This is a genomic window from Nocardia sp. NPDC060255 (assembly GCF_042727395.1).
Classification (GTDB): domain Bacteria; phylum Actinomycetota; class Actinomycetes; order Mycobacteriales; family Mycobacteriaceae; genus Nocardia.
In genome coordinates, this window is sequence record NZ_JBHXAU010000001.1 from 891,379 (window position 1) to 911,319 (window position 19,941).

The 19,941-nt window shown below is 66.5% G+C and carries 20 protein-coding genes and 1 tRNA gene; 11 read left to right on the top strand and 10 right to left on the bottom strand.

Annotated elements, in window-relative coordinates; translation table 11 throughout:
- Positions 1-17 precede the first annotated feature (17 nt).
- Together ACFWF1_RS04125 and ACFWF1_RS04130 are read right to left on the bottom strand one after the other, a co-directional pair.
- Positions 18-626 (bottom strand): hypothetical protein, encoded by a 609-nt coding sequence (locus ACFWF1_RS04125; RefSeq protein ID WP_379282942.1) that lies wholly within the window; start codon positions 624-626, stop codon positions 18-20.
- Positions 627-774: 148 nt separating this feature from the next.
- Entirely contained in the window at positions 775-1,167 is a 393-nt protein-coding gene (locus ACFWF1_RS04130) for a RidA family protein (protein ID WP_379282941.1), read from the bottom strand.
- Positions 1,168-1,287: 120 nt separating this feature from the next.
- On the opposite strand from ACFWF1_RS04130, the gene ACFWF1_RS04135 reads away from it, so the two are divergent.
- Positions 1,288-2,862, top strand: a complete 1,575-nt coding sequence (locus ACFWF1_RS04135; RefSeq protein ID WP_379282940.1) for an esterase-like activity of phytase family protein — start codon at positions 1,288-1,290, stop codon at positions 2,860-2,862.
- Here the strand turns inward: ACFWF1_RS04135 and ACFWF1_RS04140 are convergent, their stop codons facing one another.
- The 3 genes from ACFWF1_RS04140 to ACFWF1_RS04150 form a co-directional block, all read right to left on the bottom strand.
- Positions 2,863-3,564 carry a DUF998 domain-containing protein gene (locus tag ACFWF1_RS04140; RefSeq protein WP_379282939.1) on the bottom strand — a complete coding sequence of 234 codons (702 nt, stop codon included), beginning with the start codon at positions 3,562-3,564 and terminating at the stop codon, positions 2,863-2,865.
- Between the two features lie 275 nt (positions 3,565-3,839).
- A complete protein-coding gene (locus ACFWF1_RS04145; RefSeq protein WP_379282937.1) occupies positions 3,840-4,340 on the bottom strand; it encodes a very short patch repair endonuclease in 501 nt (166 codons plus the stop codon).
- The gene (locus ACFWF1_RS04150) at positions 4,337-5,470 is read right to left on the bottom strand and encodes a DNA cytosine methyltransferase (protein ID WP_379283401.1); all 1,134 of its coding nucleotides are present in this window, start codon (positions 5,468-5,470) and stop codon (positions 4,337-4,339) included. The genes ACFWF1_RS04145 and ACFWF1_RS04150 overlap by 4 nt, the downstream gene beginning before the upstream one ends.
- A gap of 393 nt (positions 5,471-5,863) precedes the next feature.
- On the opposite strand from ACFWF1_RS04150, the gene ACFWF1_RS04155 reads away from it, so the two are divergent.
- The 5 genes from ACFWF1_RS04155 (at position 5,864) to ACFWF1_RS04175 (ending at position 13,823) form a co-directional block, all read left to right on the top strand.
- Complete coding sequence (locus ACFWF1_RS04155; protein WP_379282936.1) at positions 5,864-7,111, top strand: KasA/KasB family beta-ketoacyl-ACP synthase; 1,248 nt, start codon at positions 5,864-5,866, stop codon at positions 7,109-7,111.
- Positions 7,112-7,217: 106 nt separating this feature from the next.
- Positions 7,218-9,146: a long-chain-fatty-acid--AMP ligase FadD32 gene (gene fadD32 / locus ACFWF1_RS04160; RefSeq protein ID WP_379282935.1), complete on the top strand. Its 1,929-nt coding sequence runs from the start codon at positions 7,218-7,220 to the stop codon at positions 9,144-9,146.
- A gap of 313 nt (positions 9,147-9,459) precedes the next feature.
- A complete protein-coding gene (locus ACFWF1_RS04165; RefSeq protein WP_379282934.1) occupies positions 9,460-11,283 on the top strand; it encodes an ABC transporter ATP-binding protein in 1,824 nt (607 codons plus the stop codon).
- A complete protein-coding gene (locus tag ACFWF1_RS04170) occupies positions 11,280-13,154 on the top strand; it encodes an ABC transporter ATP-binding protein (RefSeq protein WP_379282933.1) in 1,875 nt (624 codons plus the stop codon). The genes ACFWF1_RS04165 and ACFWF1_RS04170 overlap by 4 nt, the downstream gene beginning before the upstream one ends.
- Positions 13,155-13,205: 51 nt before the next feature.
- Positions 13,206-13,823 carry a putative glycolipid-binding domain-containing protein gene (locus tag ACFWF1_RS04175; protein WP_357379947.1) on the top strand — a complete coding sequence of 206 codons (618 nt, stop codon included), beginning with the start codon at positions 13,206-13,208 and terminating at the stop codon, positions 13,821-13,823.
- 18 nt (positions 13,824-13,841) lie between these two features.
- On the opposite strand, the gene ACFWF1_RS04180 is transcribed toward ACFWF1_RS04175, so the two are convergent.
- Positions 13,842-14,792: a prephenate dehydrogenase gene (locus ACFWF1_RS04180; RefSeq protein WP_379282931.1), complete on the bottom strand. Its 951-nt coding sequence runs from the start codon at positions 14,790-14,792 to the stop codon at positions 13,842-13,844.
- A gap of 58 nt (positions 14,793-14,850) precedes the next feature.
- Between ACFWF1_RS04180 and ACFWF1_RS04185 the strand changes: the two genes are divergently transcribed.
- The 3 genes from ACFWF1_RS04185 to ACFWF1_RS04195 all read left to right on the top strand — a co-directional run bounded on the left by ACFWF1_RS04185 (position 14,851) and on the right by ACFWF1_RS04195 (position 16,079).
- Entirely contained in the window at positions 14,851-15,390 is a 540-nt protein-coding gene (locus tag ACFWF1_RS04185; RefSeq protein ID WP_357379945.1) for a tRNA adenosine deaminase-associated protein, read from the top strand.
- A 25-nt stretch (positions 15,391-15,415) separates the two neighbouring features.
- Positions 15,416-15,859 (top strand): nucleoside deaminase, encoded by a 444-nt coding sequence (locus ACFWF1_RS04190; RefSeq protein WP_379283400.1) that lies wholly within the window; start codon positions 15,416-15,418, stop codon positions 15,857-15,859.
- 129 nt (positions 15,860-15,988) lie between these two features.
- A tRNA-Ser gene (locus ACFWF1_RS04195) sits at positions 15,989-16,079 on the top strand.
- A 305-nt stretch (positions 16,080-16,384) separates the two neighbouring features.
- Here ACFWF1_RS04195 and ACFWF1_RS04200 read toward each other — a convergent pair.
- Entirely contained in the window at positions 16,385-16,789 is a 405-nt protein-coding gene (locus ACFWF1_RS04200; protein ID WP_379282929.1) for a hypothetical protein, read from the bottom strand.
- A 223-nt stretch (positions 16,790-17,012) separates the two neighbouring features.
- Here ACFWF1_RS04200 and ACFWF1_RS04205 point away from each other — a divergent pair, with 223 nt between their 5' ends.
- The gene (locus ACFWF1_RS04205) at positions 17,013-17,429 is read left to right on the top strand and encodes a hypothetical protein (protein ID WP_379282928.1); all 417 of its coding nucleotides are present in this window, start codon (positions 17,013-17,015) and stop codon (positions 17,427-17,429) included.
- Between the two features lie 221 nt (positions 17,430-17,650).
- Here ACFWF1_RS04205 and ACFWF1_RS04210 read toward each other — a convergent pair whose 3' ends face one another.
- Complete coding sequence (locus ACFWF1_RS04210; protein ID WP_379282927.1) at positions 17,651-18,088, bottom strand: hypothetical protein; 438 nt, start codon at positions 18,086-18,088, stop codon at positions 17,651-17,653.
- Between the two features lie 4 nt (positions 18,089-18,092).
- Complete coding sequence (locus ACFWF1_RS04215) at positions 18,093-18,476, bottom strand: winged helix-turn-helix transcriptional regulator (protein ID WP_379282926.1); 384 nt, start codon at positions 18,474-18,476, stop codon at positions 18,093-18,095.
- A 62-nt stretch (positions 18,477-18,538) separates the two neighbouring features.
- Here ACFWF1_RS04215 and ACFWF1_RS04220 point away from each other — a divergent pair, with 62 nt between their 5' ends.
- Entirely contained in the window at positions 18,539-19,393 is an 855-nt protein-coding gene (locus ACFWF1_RS04220; RefSeq protein ID WP_379282925.1) for an SDR family oxidoreductase, read from the top strand.
- 3 nt (positions 19,394-19,396) lie between these two features.
- Here the strand turns inward: ACFWF1_RS04220 and ACFWF1_RS04225 are convergent, their stop codons facing one another.
- Positions 19,397-19,834 carry a hypothetical protein gene (locus tag ACFWF1_RS04225; protein WP_379282923.1) on the bottom strand — a complete coding sequence of 146 codons (438 nt, stop codon included), beginning with the start codon at positions 19,832-19,834 and terminating at the stop codon, positions 19,397-19,399.
- Positions 19,835-19,941: the final 107 nt, after the last annotated feature.

Genomic DNA, 19,941 nt, shown 5'->3' on the forward strand with positions numbered 1-19,941 from the left:
GTGCAGCTCGTTTCGGGTCAGGTTGCGAAGCTCGGGTCGAGCCAGATCGACATGTCATCCCGGAATGCTCCGACCCGGAGCTTCGAGATGTAGTCGATCTCTTTCTGTCTGTTCTTGTCGTTCTTGGCGTCGCGGACCTTGGGCACGGGTGTCATCACCTCGACCGCGTTGATCAGTTCGGTCAGCAGCGCGTAATACTCGTCCCTTACCTCGGGTTTGCAGAGCTTCAACCGTGACGCGTTGGTCAATTCCTTGGTGTTGAGGACATGATCGCGGGCCTCACTGATGGGATCCTCCGGGTCAGCGGCCGTCCCGAACGTGACAGGCAGAGCTTCTCGGTAGTTGGTGTCGAGCAGGTCCAGCGTTATGTCATCCATTTCTTCTGTGGTGCAAAACGCCTCCTCGAGCTTGAAAATCTTCTGGACATTGACGGGCGTGTCCATGAAGGTGTCGCGGTAAATGCCCGGCAGCGGCACGATTAGGAGCTTGCCTACCGTTCTGTTGGCGATCGCGGTCCCACTGGGTGCGGGATCAGCGGAACCCGTGGGTGCCAGGACCGTCAGCGCGGCAATCGCGGTCGCAGCCACGGCCAGCACAGCCCTGGTCGACTTATGTTGTTTGGACATGGCCGGAGACCATACGTGGTGTGATTCACAGTCGCTGAGGCGTGGGTCGCTTAGGAAGGTGCCCGGAATGCGTGCTACCGCAGCAGATTCGGATCGTCACGGCGTTGGCCAGCGGCAACACGATTCCGGCCGGACTGATGGGCCTGGCCTACTCGCTGACGATCGCGTCGGCTTCGATCTCCACCAGCAGGGCCGGGGTGATCAGGGCGCTGATCTCGTACATCGAGGTGGCCGGGCGGATGTCGCCGAAGACCTCGGCGTGCGCCTTCGCGACCTCGGGCCAGCGGGCGATGTCGGTGACGAAGATGCGGGTGCGGACGACGTCGGCGAGGCTCGCGCCCGCGTCGGTGAGGGCGGTGGCGATGCGGCGCAGGGTTTCCCGGGTCTGTTCGCCGATATCGTCGCCGCCGACCGCGCTGCCACCGGTGACCGAGGCGGTGGTGCCGCTGACCGCGATGGTGTTGCCGACCCGGACGGCGCGGCTGTAGCCGACGATGTCTTCGAACTCGGAGCCGGAGGAGATGTTCACGCGTGTGGTCATGGCGTCAGCATCACACGCGCAGCATCGCGGAGCCCAATGGCCCAGGATTCGGCGGGGATCGGCACCGAGTTGTCACCTGCGCGTCGGCCAGATTTCGGATCGGCGCGGTAGGCAGTCCCAGTGAAAGCTCTCTCTCGTCCTCGCGTCACCGCCGTCGCCGTGCTCTGTGTCGGCGTACTGGCCGCAGGCTGCTCATCGTCGGACTCGGCCGCGGACTTCACCGCGACCATGGACCAGCCGCTGGTGATCTCCCTGGATGACCTGCTCGCCAAGACGGGCGGCAGCGCTGCCGTCCGTATCGCCGATCCGGAACACGGCAAGCTGAGCCGTCGCGTCGACGGCGCGATCGTCTACACACCGAACGCCGGCTACATGGGCTCCGACAGCTTCAAGGTGACCACCACCGACGCGGTGCGCCTGTACACCACCGACATCCCGCCGCTGGGCGAGTTCGGCGGAACAACGGTGCAGGCCAGCGGTTTCGGCTCGGCCTGGACCCCGGTGCCGGGCAGCAAGGACGAGTTCTACGGGCTGACCGACCGCGGCCCGAACGTGGACGGCCCTGGTAAGAACGAGAAGCTTTCCCCGACACCGAGTTTCGTGCCGAAGATCGGCCGGTTCAAGCTGGTCGGCACCCGCGCGGTGCTGCAGTCCAGCCTCGACCTGCACACCGCGGCGGGCGTCCCGTTCAACGGTCAGGTCGACGTCGCCGCGAGTACCGGCGAAACCATCAAGGACCTCGCCGGAAATGTCTTGCCGCCCACCGATCACGGCCTCGATCCGGAGGGCCTGGTCGCACTGCCCGATGGCACCTTCTGGGTGTCCGACGAATACGGCCCGTTCCTGGTGCATTTCGACGCCAAGGGTGGTGAACTGGAGCGTCTTGCCCCGGGATCCGGCCTGCCCAAGGAACTTTCGCTGCGCACACCGAACCAGGGCATGGAGGGCCTGACCATCACGCCGGACGGCGGCACCCTCGTCGGCATCGTGCAGAGCGCCTTGAACACGCCGGGCCTCAACGGGTCCGCCAAGGAGGTACCGCTCACCCGCATCGTCACCGTCGATCTGAAGACGAAGGCGCAGAAGGAATTCGTGGTCCCGCTGGAGAACCCGAAGAGCAGCAAGGTCGCCGACTCGGAGATCACCGCGCTGAGCGCGACCACCTTCCTCGTCGACGAACGCGACGGCAACCTGGCGCCCAAGGCGGACAAGAAGCTGTGGACCGTCGACATCGCCAACGCCACCGACGTCGGCCCCGACTCGAAGGTGCCCGGCGCACAGTACGATCCGGAACACGGCGGCCTCCTGATCGACGGCAAGGCGCTGGAGACCTTGGTCGGCACGGTCTCGACCACCGACGGCATCGCCGCGCTGACCAAGGCGGGCATCACCCCGGCCGCCAAGCCCAAGAACCTCGATCTGAACGGTCTGGTCAAGGAGTTCGACGCCGACGGAAAGTTCTTCGGTCACGACAAGATCGAGGGCGTCGCCACTCTGGACGGCGGCAAGACGCTCTACATCTCCAACGACAGCGACTTCGGCCTGCTCGGCAGCAAGGGCGACCAGCCGCCGTTCGGGCTCAAGCCGAAGACGCTGCCCAACGGCGTGCAGGACAGCGGCGAGATCCTCTTCGTCGACACCGCGAAGCTGCCCGCGAAGACCGGCGAACACACCGTCACGCTGAATGTGAAGTAGCTAGTCGCCCGGGTCGATCCACTCCCGGCCTTCCAGAATCACCGCCGCGGCCAACGTGATCAGCCACAGCGACATCGAACCGACCTGGATCCGCTGGGCGATCCCGAGCGCGTAGTTGCCGGGCAGGTTGTCGGCGACCAGCATCCACACGGTCGCCGCCGACCCGACCACCAGCACGACCAGCCCGGCCTCGCGCAGGATCCGCCAGCGGTGATAGCGGAACGCGGCCACGCTGAACGCGAAGGTGGCGACGGCGATCGAGGTGACCGCGATGGTGCTCGACAGTGCGTGCGGCTGGTGCAGTTGCGGGAAAAGCTCGCTGTCACCGCCGCACGCATTGTCGCTCGCGGTGCAGTCCTTCAGGGGCAGCAACACATCGGCGATCGTCGCGGCGCCGAAGCAGAACAGCGCGACCCAGCCGATCGTGGTGAACCGGCGGCGCGGGAAGAGCAGCAGTCCGCCGATCGCGGCGGGGATGAGCATGACCCCGACGATCTTGTCGGCGGTCGCGAACACCGCGCGATACGGCTTGCCCTCGGCATCCAGCTCGCTGAGGAACGAGTTGACCGGGTCGACGTCGATCTTCAGCACGAACTCGAGCACCCAGGACGAGTAGCAGACTCCCGCGATCAGGATTGCCGCCGCGATCACCAAGGACGCCACCCGCACGCGCCGTTCGGCGATCTTTTGGCTATCTGTCACGGATCCATTCTCCTACCTCCCACTGGACCGATGATCAACCGTAGGTCAGCGGGCGCGCGGAGTCATGGGATCACCGACCGGATGGGATCAAACACACGTCATTGCCAACCGGCGCACAGGCTCCTGTCAGGTTCGACGGACAGGCTGTGAGGGAAGCGTTCCTGAGGAGGTCCCCATGATCGGCTACGCAACAGCCGTCGCAGGCATAGCCGTGATGGCGGTGATGGTGGCATCGAGCTACCTCGCGGCCCACGCGCCACGCACGTTGGTCCGGGTCAAGTCCCGCCGCTAGTACCCGCCCTGAGCGTGGCCTGCACCCGATCGGCCGCGGCCACGGCGTCTTCGTGCTCCCATACGCGAATCACCTGCCAGCCCGCGGCGATCAACGTCGCATCGGTCGCGCGGTCGCGCGCCACATTTCCGGCGAGCTTGGCCGCCCACCATTCGGCGTTGTTGCGCGGCTTGGTCGCGTGCTGCGGGCAGCGATGCCAGAAGCAGCCGTCGACGTAGACCGCGACGCGTAGCCGCGGAAACACCAGATCGGCGCGTCGCCGCTGCCCGCGGATCGGCGCGCGATCGACGAAATACCGCAGCCCGCGCCGATGTAGTTCCCTGCGCAGCGCCAGCTCCGGCTTGGTCCCGCTGCGCCGCTGCCGCGACATGCGCGCACTCGTCGCCGCGTCGGTGGTGGGCCGTCGACTATCGCGCGAAAATCGTGATGCGTCGTCGGGCGCGTCGCCGGATGTTCCCGGCCCGGCACCCGCCTGCCGGCTCATGCCGCCCAGCCACCCATCCGATGGAGATGACTCTCCACATCGTCGAGAAAGCCCGGCGGAAACCGCAGGCTCCCCATGCCGGTCCGCCGCAAGAATCCCGCGGTCGCCCGCGCCGACAGCAGCCGGGAATCGGTCAGGAAATTCTGTAGATCCTCGTACGGCTCGTGCACCGGCCAGGTCGACACCGGAACCCGGAAGGCCGCCCCGTGGTGCCCCCAAGCCGCCACCGGCCACGGCGTTCCCGGTGGTAGCGGCAGGTCGCCGGGGACCAGGCCGCGCGGCGCGGACAGTCGTGACCCGACCCAGTCGGCCATCCGCACACTCACCGCATTGCCGACCAGCTTCCACCGATGCCCCTGCCGGATGCCGGGCACCTCACCGGCGGGCGCGGTCCACTCCGCATCGAAGCCCTGCAACCGTTCCACGTCGACGAGACCGGGCGTGACGATCTCCCCGGACGGCAGCCGCACCGCGGGCGGACTGGCGATGCCCAGCGCGGATCCGCCCTTCACCGTCGGTACCGCGTTCACCGCCCAGCCGAGCCCGCGCACGCCCTCGGTCCAGTAGAACCCGCACGGATCGCGCTCGGCGTCGCCGACGATCCGCGGTCCCGCGTCGTCACCGAACAGCACTGCGCGTGGGTCCTCGGTCCTGGAGGCCAGCATCAGCACCCGCTGACGGCGCTGTGGCAGCCCGAACGCACGCGCGTCCACCACCCGATAGGCCCAGGTGTAGCCGAGCTCCTCCAGGGCCGTGGTGATGTGCCGCATCGCGGCGCCGCGACCGAGCTGCAGCATGAACGGCACGTTCTCGATCAGCAGCCAGCGCGGACCGCGTTTGCGCCGCACCAGCCGGAACACCTCGTCGACCAGGCCGGACCGTTTTCCGGTGATGCCCGCGGTGCGGCCGGCCTGGGACAGGTCCTGGCAGGGAAATCCGGCCGCGACCAACTCGGTGCCCGCCGGTAGCGCGCGCAGGCTGGTGATGTCGGAATGCAGTGGTACATCGGGAAAACGGGCGCCGAGCACCCCCTGCGCGCCCGCATCGATTTCGCACAGCAACTCGGTCTGCCAGCCGTTGCGGCCGAGACCGAGTTCGAGCCCGCCGATCCCGGCGAACAGCCCGACCATCCGCGCGCCCGTCACCGACTGTCCCTTCCTCGCGTCCTCGGTCGAGACGCCGCCGACGTCGCCCCGTGCCCGGGGAGAGGTTACTCGAGTTGCCGGGTGTCGTCCGCGAACAACGCCATGACGGCGCGACGCAGCGATCGCAACAGTGGCCTGGTACCGTCCGCGTGTCAGCAACATGATCGGTCTGCTGCTGCTCGATAATGCTCATCGGCCGATCAAGTGTGCGGCCCTGATGACAGGCTCGGCAGGCTGATCTGCCTGCGCTCCAGCGCTATACGCGCGGATGCCGCCCCACGTGTTAGGCGGCGCGTCCGCATGCGAAATGCAAATGCTCCACAAAGGTTTTGAGCTCGACAAATTTCTTAGTCGTCACGCTAGGGAAAGTGAGCGAACATGCAGATACCTTCGAAAAACAGGAGCTTTCCCAACGTCGTCGTGACCAGCCTGGCGGCGACGACCTCCATCGCGGGCGACATCGACTCGACCTGGAAGGGCCTGCTCAACGGCGAGAGCGGCATCGACGTCCTGGAGGACAGCTTCATCGAGCAGTTCGAGCTGCCGGTCCGCATCGGCGGGCACCTGAAGGTCTCACCCGCCGAGAGCCTGACCCGGGTCGAGGCGCGCACCCTCTCCTACGTGGAGCAGATGGCCACCGTGCTGAGCCGTGAGGTGTGGCGCAACGCGGGCAGCCCCGAGGTCGACAAGACCCGGCTCGGCGTCGCCATCGGCACCGGTCTAGGCGGCGGCGAGTACATCATCGACGCGCGCGACCGCATCAAAAACGGTGGCTACCGCAAGATTTCACCACTCACCGTGCAGCGGATCATGCCGAACGGCTCGGCCGCCTGCGTCGGCATCGAGCTCGGCGCGGGAGCCGGTGTGGTCACGCCGGTGTCGGCCTGTTCCTCGGGCTCGGAGGCCATCGCGAACGCCTGGCAGATGATCGTGATGGGCGACGCCGACATGGTCGTCACCGGCGGCGTCGAGGGCTCCATCCAGGCGGTGCCGATCGCGGCGTTCACCATGATGCGCGCGATGAGCACCCGCAATCACGATCCGAAGAGCGCGTCGCGCCCGTTCGACAAGGACCGGGACGGCTTCGTGTTCGGTGAGGCGGGCGCGATGATGATCATCGAGACCGAGGAGCACGCCAAGGCGCGCGGCGCGACGATCCATGCGCGAATCATGGGGGCCGGCATCACCTCCGACGCCTTCCACCTGGTCGCGCCCGACCTGGAGGGCAAGGGTGCGGCGCGCGCGATGACCAGGGCGATCGAGAAGGCCGGGTTGACGAAAAACGATGTCACCCACGTGAACGCGCACGCCACCGCCACGCCGATCGGGGATACCGCTGAGGCGCAGGCTATTTCGTCGGCGATCGGCAACCACACCTCGGTCTACGCGCCGAAGTCGGCACTCGGTCATTCGATCGGCGCGGTCGGCGCGCTGGAGTCGGTGATCACCGTGCTCTCCATTCGCGACGGCATTGTGCCGCCCACCCTGAATTTGGACAATCAGGACCCGCAAATCGACCTCGACGTCGTCAAGGGCCAGAGCAGGCCGGGTCGGATCGATTACGCCGTGAACAACTCGTTCGGTTTCGGCGGGCACAACGTAGCGATCGCCTTCGGGCGGTACTGAGCGTCGGAAGGCTGCGCACCTGCTAGCCTTCCCGACGCTTCGTTATCGACCTGTGTTCGGTGTAACTGCACGGCCTGTGTGCGTGCTTTGGCAAAAGGATAAGGCGATGATCGACGAGACCTTCGACGACTATTTGGACGACCAGGGCAATATCAAAATCCGCGGTGACAAGACCCTGATCGACTTCGTCGACAAGCACAGCGCGGAGAACGGCGACGACCTCGCCTACCGCTATATCGACTATTCGCGGGAACGCGACGGCGAGTACCACGAGCTGACCTGGCGGCAGTTCGGCGTCCGGCTACGGGCCGTTGCGGCACGGCTGCAGCAGGTGACCAAGCCCGGCGACCGGGTCGCGATTCTGGCACCGCAGGGGCTCGACTATGTCGTCTCCATTTTCGCGGCCGTCTACGCGGGCAATATCGCGGTCCCGCTGTTCGACCCGGAGGAGCAGGGGCACACCGACCGGCTCACCGCGGTGCTCAGCGACTGCACGCCCGCGGCGATCCTCACGGTCGGCGCCGCGGCGGGCGGTGTGCGGAACTTCTTCCGGCATCTGCCCGCGGCGCAACGGCCGCGGATTATTGCGGTGGAAGCGATTCCGGACAGCGTCGGCGCGATGTGGGTGCGGCCCGATATCAATATCGACAGCGTCGCTTACCTGCAATACACCTCCGGTTCCACCAGAACGCCTGCGGGTGTGGAGATCACGCACCGTGCCGTCGGCACGAATCTGCTGCAGATGATCGATGCCATTGGTGTCAAAGAGAATTCGCGCGGCGTCACCTGGCTGCCGCTGTTCCACGACATGGGCCTGCTCTGCGTGATTCTGCCGACCGTCGGTGGCGGATTCATCACCATAATGTCGCCGAGCGCGTTCGTTCGCCGCCCATATCGCTGGATCAAAGAACTGGCCGCCGCCTCCGACGGCGCCGGAACTTATGCCGCGGCACCGAATTTCGCCTTCGAGCACGCGGCGGCACGTGGCAAGCCGAAGCCGGGCGAGGAACTCGACCTGTCGAATGTGATCGGCCTGATCAACGGCAGCGAGCCGGTGTCGGTGTCGTCGATGAAGAAGTTCAATGACGCGTTCGCGCCGTACGGGCTGCCGAGGACGACGATCAAGCCCTGCTACGGCATGGCCGAGGCGACGCTGTTCGTCTCGGCGACCAAGGCCGAGGACGAGGCCAGGGTCGTGTATGTCGATCGCGCCCAACTGAATTCGGGCCGGATGCTCGAGGTCGAGCAGGGCGCCGACAACTCCATCGCCCAGGTGTCCTGCGGGTATGTGGCGTTGTCGCAGTGGGCGACCATCGTCGATCCGGACACCGGCGTCGAGCGGGCGGACGGCGAGGTCGGCGAGATCTGGTTGCACGGCGAGAACATGGGCATCGGTTACTGGGGCAAGCCAGAGGAGACCGTAGCCACCTTCCGGGCCAAACTGGCCGCTCGCCAGCCGGAGGGCAGTCACGCGCAGGGCACGGCCGAGGACGCCAACTGGATGCGCACCGGTGATTACGGTGCCTACCTCGACGGCGAGCTGTACATCACCGGCCGGGTGAAGGACCTGGTGATCGTCGACGGGCGCAATCACTACCCGCAGGACCTGGAGTTCTCGGCGCAGGAATCCAGCACGGCGCTGCGCCCCGGCTTCGTCGCGGCATTCTCGGTGCCCGCCAACGAACTTCCGGCGCTGGTGTTCGCGAAGGACAGTCACTCCGGATTGCGGTTCGACGCCGACGACAGTTCCGAGCAGCTGGTGATCGTGGCCGAGCGCAACACCGGTGCGGGCAAGCTGGAAACCGAGCCGATCGCGGATACGGTGCGGGCGGCGGTTTCGCAGCGGCACGGTGTCACCGTGCGCGATGTGCTGCTCGTGCCCGCGGGGTCGATTCCGCGGACCTCCAGCGGCAAGATCGCCCGCCGCGCCTGCCGCACCGCGTATCTCGACGGCACGCTGCGCGGCGGATACCAGCAGCAGGCCTTCCCGGACGCACCCGTCGAGCGGGAGTCCGAGAGCGCGGGGATCCGTTAGGGGCGAACCTCGTTCGAATACTCGAATTCACTGACCTCGGCGCCCAGGATCTGGGCGCCGAGGTCGTTTGCTGTCCCGGCACCCTTGACCTCGAGGTTACTTCAGGTTGTTTGCTTGGTGGATGAAGGTGGGTGCGACCTGCGCGGAAGCGGTGATTTCCAGCACGAACACGGGTTACGGGGAATCGTCAAGCCCGGAAAACCGGTTGGCTGAATCGGGTAATACTGCCACCCTGAAGTGTCGGACCTCGATGCGAACATCATCGAGTGTCCCTGTTCTCGACACCGCCAACCACAGACCTGTAGGGGGAGCTTTGTCAGTTGCACTGGACGTCGCAACGGCCGATCCGGAGGCCGACAGACCGGAGCGGTCCGGCGCGCCCGCGCCGGGCCGCCTGCAATCGTTGCGGCGTTTCTGGCCGTACGTGCGCCCGTACCGGCGCGCGCTGCTCGGCGCGACCACCCTGGCCGTGCTCTCCTCGCTGACCGCGATTGTCATCCCGCTGATCATCGCCAAGATCATCGACGGACCGATCGCACGCCGCGATTTCGCCGGCGTGTTCGCGCCGGTCGCGCTGGTGCTCGCGCTCGGCGTGCTGGAAGCCGCCGGCGTGTGGGGGCGCCGCTGGCTGGTATCCAAGCCGGCGACGCTGGTCGAGATCACCATGCGCGCCAAGATCTTCCGCAAGTTGCAGTCGCTGGCGATCGGGCGGCACGACTCCTGGGAGTCGGGTCAGCTGCTGTCTCGCGCGGTCGACGACATGGCCACCCTGCGCCGCTTCGTCGCGTTCGCCGGGCCGTTCCTGATCATCCACCTCGTGCTGATCCCGGTCGGCCTGCTCGTGCTGCTCGCCTTGAACTGGCAGATCGGGCTGATCTTCGTGATCATCGCGATTCCGTTGACCTACATCTGCGTTCGGTTCGAGCGCGCGTATTCGGTCGCGTCGCGCCGGTCCCAGGACCAGTCCGGCGACCTGGCCACCACCGCCGAGGAGTCGGCGCAGGGCGTGCGCGTGCTGAAGGCGTTCGGGCGCGGTGTGTTCTTCGGCGGCCGGTTCCTCGCCCAGTCGCGCGAACTGCAGCAGACCGAACTGCTCAAGGTGCGCCTGGACGCGCGGCTGTGGTCGGCCATGACCGGCATGCCGCAGCTGGCCATCGCGTTCGCGCTCGGTTACGGCGGCTACGCCGTGGCGCAGGGCTCGATGACGCTCGGCACCCTGGTCGCGGCGATCACCCTCGCCAACTTCCTGCAGTGGCCGATCATTTGGACCGGCTTCCTACTCGCCGAGTTGAACGACGCGCGTACGGCGGGCGATCGGTACTGGGAGATCATCGACACCCCGGTCGACATCGCAGATCCGGCCGATCCGGTGGAGCTGCCGCAGACGGTGCTGGGCGAATTGCGTTTGGATGGCGTGAAGTTCGCCTTCCCGGATGCGAAAAGCGAAGTGCTGCAAGATGTTTCGCTAAAGATTCGACCCGGCGAGACGGTGGCCCTGGTCGGCGCGACCGGTAACGGAAAGACCGCGCTGCTCAACCTGATTCCGCGGCTCTACGACCTGTCCGGCGGTGTGATCACCATCGACGGCATCGACATAGCGACCATGCGCCTGGCCGACCTGCGCTCGCTGGTGTCGGTCGCGTTCGAGGAGCCGGTGCTGTTCTCGGCGAGTGTGCGGGAGAACGTCGCACTCGGCGACCCGTCCGCCACCGACGCCGATGTGCGGCGCGCGCTGGACGTCGCACAGGCCACCGAGTTCGTGGACAACCTGCCGTGGGGCCTGGACACCAGGATCGGCGAGCAGGGTCTGAGCCTGTCCGGCGGTCAGCGCCAGCGACTCGCGCTGGCCCGCGCGGTGTTGAGTGGCGCGGGCGAGGGGACCCGCAGCCGGATCATGGTGCTCGATGACCCGTTGTCCGCGCTCGACGTGGAAACCGAAGAGCGAGTGCAGGAACGGTTGCGCACCGTGCTGGCCGGCGCGACGACGCTGCTGGTCGCGCACCGACCCTCGACGGCGGCGCTGGCCGACCGGGTTGCGGTGCTGGCCGATGGCCGCATCGTCGCAGAGGGCACACACGATCAATTGCTGCGCAGCAGCAGCCGATATCGCGAACTGATGGGAGGTGAACAGCAGTGAGTACGGAGACGGTCGCGTCAAAAGACGTTGTGATCGACAAGGATTCGTCCGAGCCTCGTGACGAGGCCGCCGACTGGCGTGGCATCGCCAGCGAGGACAAGGAGGTCACCCAGGCCGGAAACCTGGTGCTGGCCGGGCGATCCCGGCGACTGCTGCTCGACCTGGTCCGCCCGTACCGCAAGCTGGCGGCGCTCGCGCTGGTGCTCATCGTGGTGGACAACGCCGCGATGGTGTCCGCGCCGCTGTTCATCGCGCACGGGCTCGACAACGGCATCGGCGAAGGGCGCAAAGGGAATTGGACGCCGCTCACCTGGGCGGTCGGCGGGTACTTCACCGCGGTGCTGCTCGGCGGGCTGACCACGTTCCTGTTCCTGCGGGTGTCCGGCAAGCTCAGCCAGAGCGTGCTGTTCGACCTGCGGGTGCGCTCATTCGCGCACATGCAGCGGCTCAGCGTCGCCTTCCACGAGAAGTACACCTCGGGCAAGGTCGTCGCGCGCCTCACCGGCGACATCGAGACGCTGCAGGAGCTGCTGGAGGGCGCGCTGAATCAGGCGCTCAGCGCGATCCTTTCGGTGCTGACCATCGCGGTGCTGCTGATCTACCTGGATCTGACGCTGGCCGCGATCGTGCTGATCGGCTTCGTGCCGCTGGTGTTCGTCACCCGCTGGGCGCAGCGCAGGCAGCGCGCGAGTTACCGGCACACCCGCGGCGCCATCGCGAAGGTGGTCGTGCAGTTCGTCGAGTCGATGGGCGGCATGCGCGCGGTGCAGACGTTCCGCCGCGAGCAGCGCAACGAGTCGGTGCTCGCGCACGAGGACAGCGACTATCAGCAGGCGACCACCAAGGCCATGCGCGGCATGGGCGACTACGCGGGACTGAGCAGGCTGCTCGGCAACCTGACCACGGCGATCATCATCGTGGTCGGCGCGTGGCAGGTGATCGAGGGGCACATCGCGGTCGGTGTGCTCGCGGCATACCTGTTGTACCTGAACGAGTTCTACGGTCCGCTCGACGAACTCGCGCAGGTGTTCAACTCGTATCAGTCCGCGGCCGCGGCGCTGGAGAAGATCTCCGGCGTGCTCGAGGAAGAGCCCTCGGTGGCCGAGCCGGCCGACCCGACGCCGGTGGCGAAGGCGAGCGGCGCGGTGCTGATGGATCGGGTGTCGTTCGGTTACGGCGCCGAGCGTCAGGTGCTGCCGGAGTTCACGCTGGACATCCCGGCCGGACAGGTCGTCGCGCTGGTGGGTGCCACCGGCGCGGGTAAGTCGACGCTGGCCAAGCTGCTGACCCGGTTCTATGACCCGTCCGAGGGCGCGGTCACGCTGGACGGGGTCGATCTGCGCCGGATCGCCGACGCCGATCTGCGCCGCAATGTCGTGATGGTCACTCAGGAGTCCTATCTGTTCTCCGGCTCGGTGGCCGACAACATCCGGCTCGGCAGGCCGGACGCGAGCGACGAGGAGGTGTTCGCGGCGGCCCGCGCGGTCGGGCTGTACGACTTCGTGCGGGCGCTACCCGAGGGCTTCGGCACCGACGTGCGCAAGCGCGGCGGCCGGTTGTCCGCCGGTCAGCGGCAGTTGGTCGCGTTCGCCCGGGTGTTCCTGGCCGACCCCGCGGTGATCGTGCTGGACGAGGCCACGTCCAGCCTGGACATCCCGGGTGAGCGGCTGGTGCAGCGGGCACTCGAGACGGTGCTGCGCGATCGGACCGCGGTGATCATCGCGCACCGGCTGTCCACCGTGGCCATCGCCGACCGGGTGCTCGTCCTGGAATCCGGCCGCATTGTCGAGGACGGCAGCCCGGCCGAGCTGATCGCGGGCACCGGCCGGTTCGCCAGCCTGCACGCGGCCTGGCGAGAATCCCTGGTGTGATGCGGGCTGGTGTGGTGCGGGGTACGGCTCGGTGTCGCTTACGGTAGATACGTGACGACTCCAGCCCCCGAGAGCCAAGCCTCTGGCCCCGAGACGCCGCCGGCCTCCCGGTGGCCGGCGATTCTCACCTGGCGCGCGCACAACGCGTCCCGGATGGAGTCGGTCCGCGTGACGCTGAACGGCAATCGCATCCGCGCCGCCGGTCGCATGATCGGCGGCGCGTGCGACGACCACCCGGCGTTCAGCGCGTCCTACGACCTGGTCACCGACGAGAGCGGCGCGACGAAGCGGCTCTCGCTGCGCACCACCACGGCGGCGGGTGAGCGGCACGCGTCCATCGCCAGGGACGAGGAGAACTACTGGCTGGTCGACGCGGGCGGCAGCCACGTGCGCTCCACCTTCGCCGGCGCGCTCGATGTCGACGTGGTGCTCAGCCCGTTCTTCAACACGCTGCCGATCCGCCGCTTCGACCTGCAGCACGCGGTGCACGACGTCCAGGTCCCGGTCGTCTACGTGCGCCTGCCCGACCTGCTGGTCCAGGAAGCCAGCCTCACCTACAGTGCGGCCGCCGACGGCATCAGCGTGCTTTCCCCGGTCTCCAGCGCGACCGTCACCGTCGATGCCGACGGCTTCCTGCTCGACTACCCGGGCCTGGCCGAACGCATCTGACAATTCGGTTTACCGGGCTCAGTTCAACCGGGTGATAACCCCACCGCGCTGCCCGGCCTCCCGCAAGTTCGCCAGCCAATTGTGGTCACCGGGGTGGATATCGGTGATTTCCCATCGTCGCGCGGTTTCGTAGCGTTCGCGGGCATCGTGTCCGGCTTCGACGAGATCGGCCAGGGAATTGTCCGCGCGCAGGCTGTCGCGGGCGGCGCCGAGCACCGTGAGCGTTTCCTCCAGCACCGCCAGCAGTGCCGCGGAATTGGGTTCACAAATGGCGCGCACTAGATCGGGGGCGGTCGCCGCGACCCGGGTGCCGTCGCGGAAGGAACCCGCCGCCAGCCCGAGGGCGAGCTCGCCGCCCGCCGCACCGGCCGAGGCCAGCGCCTCGGCCAGCACGTGCGGCAGATGGGAGATCCGGGCCACCGCGCGGTCGTGCTCGTCCGCGACCACCGGCACGACCACCGAGCCGCAATCCAGGGCCAGTCGCACCACCCTGGTCCACGCCTGGACATGGGTGCCCTCGTCCACGCCGACCGCCCACCCGGCATCGCGGAACAGCTCGGAATCGGTGGCGGCCCATCCGGATTCGGCGGTACCGGCCATCGGATGGCCGCCGACATAGCGGGCCGACAGGCCTTCCTTGCGCACCGCCTCGGCGACCGGCGCTTTCACACTGACCACATCGGTCAGCACGCAGCGCGGCGCGAACGTGGCGATCGCGGAGACCATATGCGCGACCGCGGGCATCGGCACCGCGATGACGATCAGCGCGTCCGCCTCGGCGGCCCGGGTCAGCGCGGCGGACAACTCTTCGGTGACGTCGAAGCCGTCCGCCCGTGCGGCCTGCGCACCTGCCGCGGAACGGTTGAATCCCCAGGCTTCATAGCCCGCGCCGACGGCGGCACGCAGCAGGGAACCGCCGATCAAGCCGGTTCCGAGGACACAGACGGATGCTTTCCCAGCAGAAGTCACCTGAACAGATTGGCATACGACTTCAACATTTCGGCTCGGGCAGACTACCGTTGCGGCCATGGCAGCACAGCGCTCGGGCACGAATAGGGCGGCGTCGGATGATTACGACGACGTAGAAGGGTTCGCAGTGGCGGTTGTCCGCGAAGAAGGCAAATGGCGGTGCAGCCCGCTGAGCCAGGAAGCCCTTACGGATTTGTCCGCGGCGGAAAACGAACTGAAGGCGTTGCGCAGCTCGGGTGCCGTGTTCGGCCTGCTCGACATCGACGACGAGTTCTTCATCGTGGTCCGGCCCGCGCCCAGCGGCACCCGGATGCTGGTCTCGGACGCGACCGCCGCCATTGATTACGACATCGCCGCGGACGTACTTGACGCCCTGAACGTGGAAATCCCGGACATCGACCCCGACGAGCTCGACGACATCGAGCCGTGGGAAGAGGGCGACCTCGGTGTCCTCGCCGATCTCGGGCTGCCCGAGCCGGTGCTCAGCGTCATCCTCGCCGACACCGACCTCTACCCCGACGAGCAGCTCGGCATGATCGCCCAACGCCTCGGCTTCGCCGACGAACTTTCGGCGGTGCTGGACAAGCTCCCCCGCTGACGTGCCCCTCCCTTCGGACGCCGACATGGTGCGCGCCGCGATCGCCGCGGCCGCCGAAGCGGACCCCCGCGACGTTCCCGTCGGTGCCGTCGTATTCGACGCCACCGGAAGGGAACTCGCGCGCGCGGCGAACGCCCGCGAAGCCCTCGGCGACCCCACCGCACACGCCGAAGTCCTAGCCCTGCGCCAAGCCGCCCAACTCCACGGCGACGGCTGGCGCCTAGAAGGCGCCACCCTAGCCGTCACCCTGGAACCCTGCACCATGTGCGCAGGCGCCCTAGTCCTAGCCCGCGTCTCCCGCCTGATCTTCGGCGCCTGGGAACCCAAAACCGGCGCCGTAGGCTCCCTCTGGGACGTAGTCCGCGACCGCCGCCTCAACCACCGCCCCCAAGTCCGCGGCGGCATCCTCGAACCCGACTGCGCCACCCTCCTAGACACCTTCTTCCGCACCCACCGCGACCCGACTTAACGCACGATCCACCCTCCTGACGCAAGCTGCAGCATGCGTCAGGAGCCCCTTCCGTGCGTCAAGTCACACCACTCCCGCCGCTGCCCAGGCGATTTAGCGATCAGCTCCCGTTCCGGTATGGTTGTCGGCGGTGGCGTGTCCGAGCGGCCTAAGGAGCACGCCTCGAAAGCGTGTGAGGGGTAACCCCCCTCCGAGGGTTCAAATCCCTCCGCCACCGCCAAAGCCCTTCACCTGTTCCGACAGGTGAAGGGCTTTTTCTATGCCGTCGCCTTGCCTGATTCCGAAACGCTGGGCTGGAACGGAACTGACGCGACCATCCCAACCATGATGAGCTAGCGGACCCGGTGGTTGCTCGTGTCGGCGATATAGAAATCTTCGCCTTGATCCCCAGTGTTGACCTGAAAGGTCCTGGAGCTCTTGGGCTTTGGGGTGGGGACCTCCGTTTCGGTGGTGGCTGGATCGTCCGGAAGAGATTCAGAGGGTTGTTCTACGTTGGTCATCGCGGTCCCTCGTTCTGCTGGCCGTTCACGCCGTCGTTCGACGCACATTGATCGTCGCACCGCAAACCATCGAACAAGCGTGATTCGTGAGTCTTACGCTTTGATGACGGGGCGGTAGTCCCCTCCCCCGGTCGAAGCCCTGACGGTTGGCATAGGGCTTGCCAATTTGTACGGCTTGTGTACTGCGTCGCGCACGGGTGGAAAGCTGATCAATGCCCGCAACGATCATTCCGTTGGCAGGCGGAAGCACATCCGGCGAATCGGGATCTTTGTACTCGCTTCGCACGGGGTGACCGGTCTTCGCTGCCAGGGCATCGGTATCGATGAATCGGCGGCCGTTCGGTGAGGCGATCACGCATACATCCCAGCCGTCTGCGTGCGCCAGGACGATCAGCTTGTCGACGTCTTGGGCGACTCGTGCACCGGTCACGATGGCGTACAGGACGGGCGCTCCGTTCTCGTTTACTGGCTCATCGTCCCAGCAGCGGTGGGTGCACGTCGTGGGCGCGCCCTCGTACCCCCTCCTATGCGGCGGTGCCTAAGTGGTTCCCATCCGGACTGCCCGCAGGATCGAATACGGAAGCAGTGACCTCCGTGCTCCTCCCGCAGCTAGTCCGGCTGCATGGGCACCTGACATATCAGAGAGAACTGCCATGCGTGTCAGCCCAGCTCGGATAACCGCCTTCGCCGCCGCGTCCATCCTGACAGTTGCCGTTGCAGCCGTGATCGCACCGACTGCTCATGCCGAACGCTACGACGACGAAGCCTGGAACACTTTGCCCGGTTACACTTGCTCGGGCGGACTGGCGGGAAAAGGGTTGCACGATACCTATTTCTCGATAATTGAGGGAAGCGACTGTGTAGCAGCTAACGACGCGCCCGAAACCGGGAAGATCACCTTCAAAAAGTTTGTAATAAAAGAGCCGGACAGCAGCAGCAAGCCGATAAAATGGTTATGCCAGAGCTACAAAGGTTACTCGGGCCAAGCAGCGCTCCCCAAGAAAGTCACCGGACAGTCATGCTACCCAACGAGCTACCATGACCAGCCCCCTTATCCGCAGCCGTCCTGACTTCTCGCCCACGCCCACCAGCGTAACCAACACGCCGAACCCGGGCATGCTTCGCCGTCAATTCGCTGCACCGCCAAAGCCCCTCACCTGCTCACCCAGGTGAGGGGCTTTTTCTATTTGATAGAACGCGCTGTTCGTCGGGTGCTACTGCTTGATCGGTTCGATCGGCGTGGTGCGGACGTATCGAATACTGCGCTGACCCGCGCCGTACCGGGCGCGCCCTATCCAGTTTTGATGCAAGAACTTCCGGTGTAGAGGCCGGTGCCTTCGACGTTGATGGTGGTGAATTTCGTTGACGTGTATTGCCCTGGCACGCTTTGGATTGCGGTGAGGATTTGCGGGCCGGTGTGGGTGGGGGTCCAGGTGGTGGTGACGGTGTTGTTGGCGGGGTGGTGGATGGGGTCGCCGGGGAGGCGTTCGCCGTTGCCGGGGATTACGCCGCCGGAGAGCCAGAAGAAGACGGTGCCGGGGGCGGTGGAGGCGTCGGTGACCGTGGCGGTCACTCGGTAGTGGCAGCCGGTGACGATTCCCTCGGAGCCCAGGTCGACGCTGACGCCGGTGACCTCGGCGTTGGCCGGTGGTCCGGCCAGTACGGCGGTGGCGGTCGCGGCCGCGAAGGTGGCCGCGCCGACCGCGGCGCGCGAGTAGGACCTGCTCATCGTGCTACCTCCCTGACTGGAACTTCACGATCGCCTCACCGTTGCGGCTTACCCAGTCCAGCAGACTGTGCAATCGTTCCGCTACTTCCATACCCATCGGGGTGAGCGAGTATGTGACTTTCGGTGGGGTAGTTGGTTCTACGGTGCGGTCGGTGAGGCCGTAGTCGGTGAAGGTGCGCAGGTTCTGCGACAGCATCTTCTCGCTGATGCCGCCGATGTGGTCGCGCAGGACGTGGAACCGCATCGGTCCGTCACGCAGGGCGGACAGGATCAGCACGCCCCAGCGGCTGGTCAGCTTGTCGAGGACGGTGCGCCCGGGGCAATCGGTGTCGAATATTGCGTGCCGTGTGGTGTCGGGCGAGCTGTTGACCAGGGAACCTACCTTCACGGGTAGAGCTTACTTTGAGGTGGGGCCTTACCAAAGGTTAGTCGCTTTCGTATGGTGAGCGAATGGCTCAAATAGCGAAGGTTTCGGTGATCGGTGCGACCGGTCATGTTGGCGGACAGGTTGTTTCGCAACTCGCGAAGACCGAGGTGACGGTGCGTGCACTCGCGCGCAAACCCGAGGCGGCGTCATTTCCGACGGGCATCGAGGTTGTGCCCGGCGATCTGACCGCGCCGGAAACGCTGATCCGCGCGCTCGACGGAGTGGACGCCGTCTACCTGACCTGGCCGAATTTGCCCCCCGACAACGTGATTCCGGTGGTCGAGGTGATAGCCGAGCACGCGCGCCGCATCGTCCTGCTGTCCTCCGCCGCGGTCCACGACGATCTCGAGGAACAGGACAACCCGATCGGCAAGGTACACGCGCTCCTCGAAGAGCCGATCAGGAATTCCGGACTGGAGTGGACCTTCTTGCGCCCCTACGGTTTTGCGACAAACACGTTGGAATGGGCACCTCAAATCCGCACTGGCAACGTCGTGCGCGGCGCATACGGAGCCGCATCGATGACCTTGCTGCACGAGGCGGATATCGCGGCGGTCGCGGTACGTGCGCTGACCACTGACGAGCACATCGGTGCGCGATATGAGCTGAGCGGTCCGTCCTCACTGACCAGGGCCGAGCAGGTAGCGACGATCGGCGCGGCACTCGGTCGTCCGCTTGTCTGGGAGGAGATCACCCGGGAGCAAGCCAAGGCGCAGATGGATTGGGCGCCAGCGGAATTCGCTGACTACATCCTCGGCGGCCTGGCCGCGATGGTGGACACGCCAGGGCAGCCGACGTCGACGGTTCAGCAGGTCACCGGATCACCGGCCCGCAGCTACGCGCAGTGGGTCGCCGATCACGCCGCCGACTTCGCCTGACACCTATCCGATACGCAGACAGGAACTTCCGGTATCGAGCCCACTGCCGACAACGTCGACGGTGATGAACTTCGATGACGTGTACCGACCCGGCTCACTCTGCATACCGATCAGGTTCTGCGAACCGACCCGGGTCGGCGTCCAGTTGAGGGTGACGGTGTTGTTCTCCGGGTGATGCACGGCCTCACCCGGGATCCGCTCCCCATTACCCGGAATCACGCCGCCGGCCAGCAGGAAGAACACCGAGCCCGGCGGAATCTCCGAATCGGTGACCGTCGCCGTCACCGTGTAGTGACAGCCGGTCAGCAGCCCTTCGGGCCCGGCGGCGACGCTGACGGAGTCGACGTCGGCGTTCGCCGGTGGACCGATCATCACGGCGGTGACGGCAGCGGCCGCGAAGGCCGCGGCACCCACCACGGTGCGAGAGAAAGACCTGCTCATCGTGCTACCTCCTGAAAGGTCGGCATGCGGTCGAGCTGAAAGAAGCCTAGACGCTGACAGGTCCGGACAACCGGCAGTCGTGCCGAATAGTGCGCCGAACCGGACTT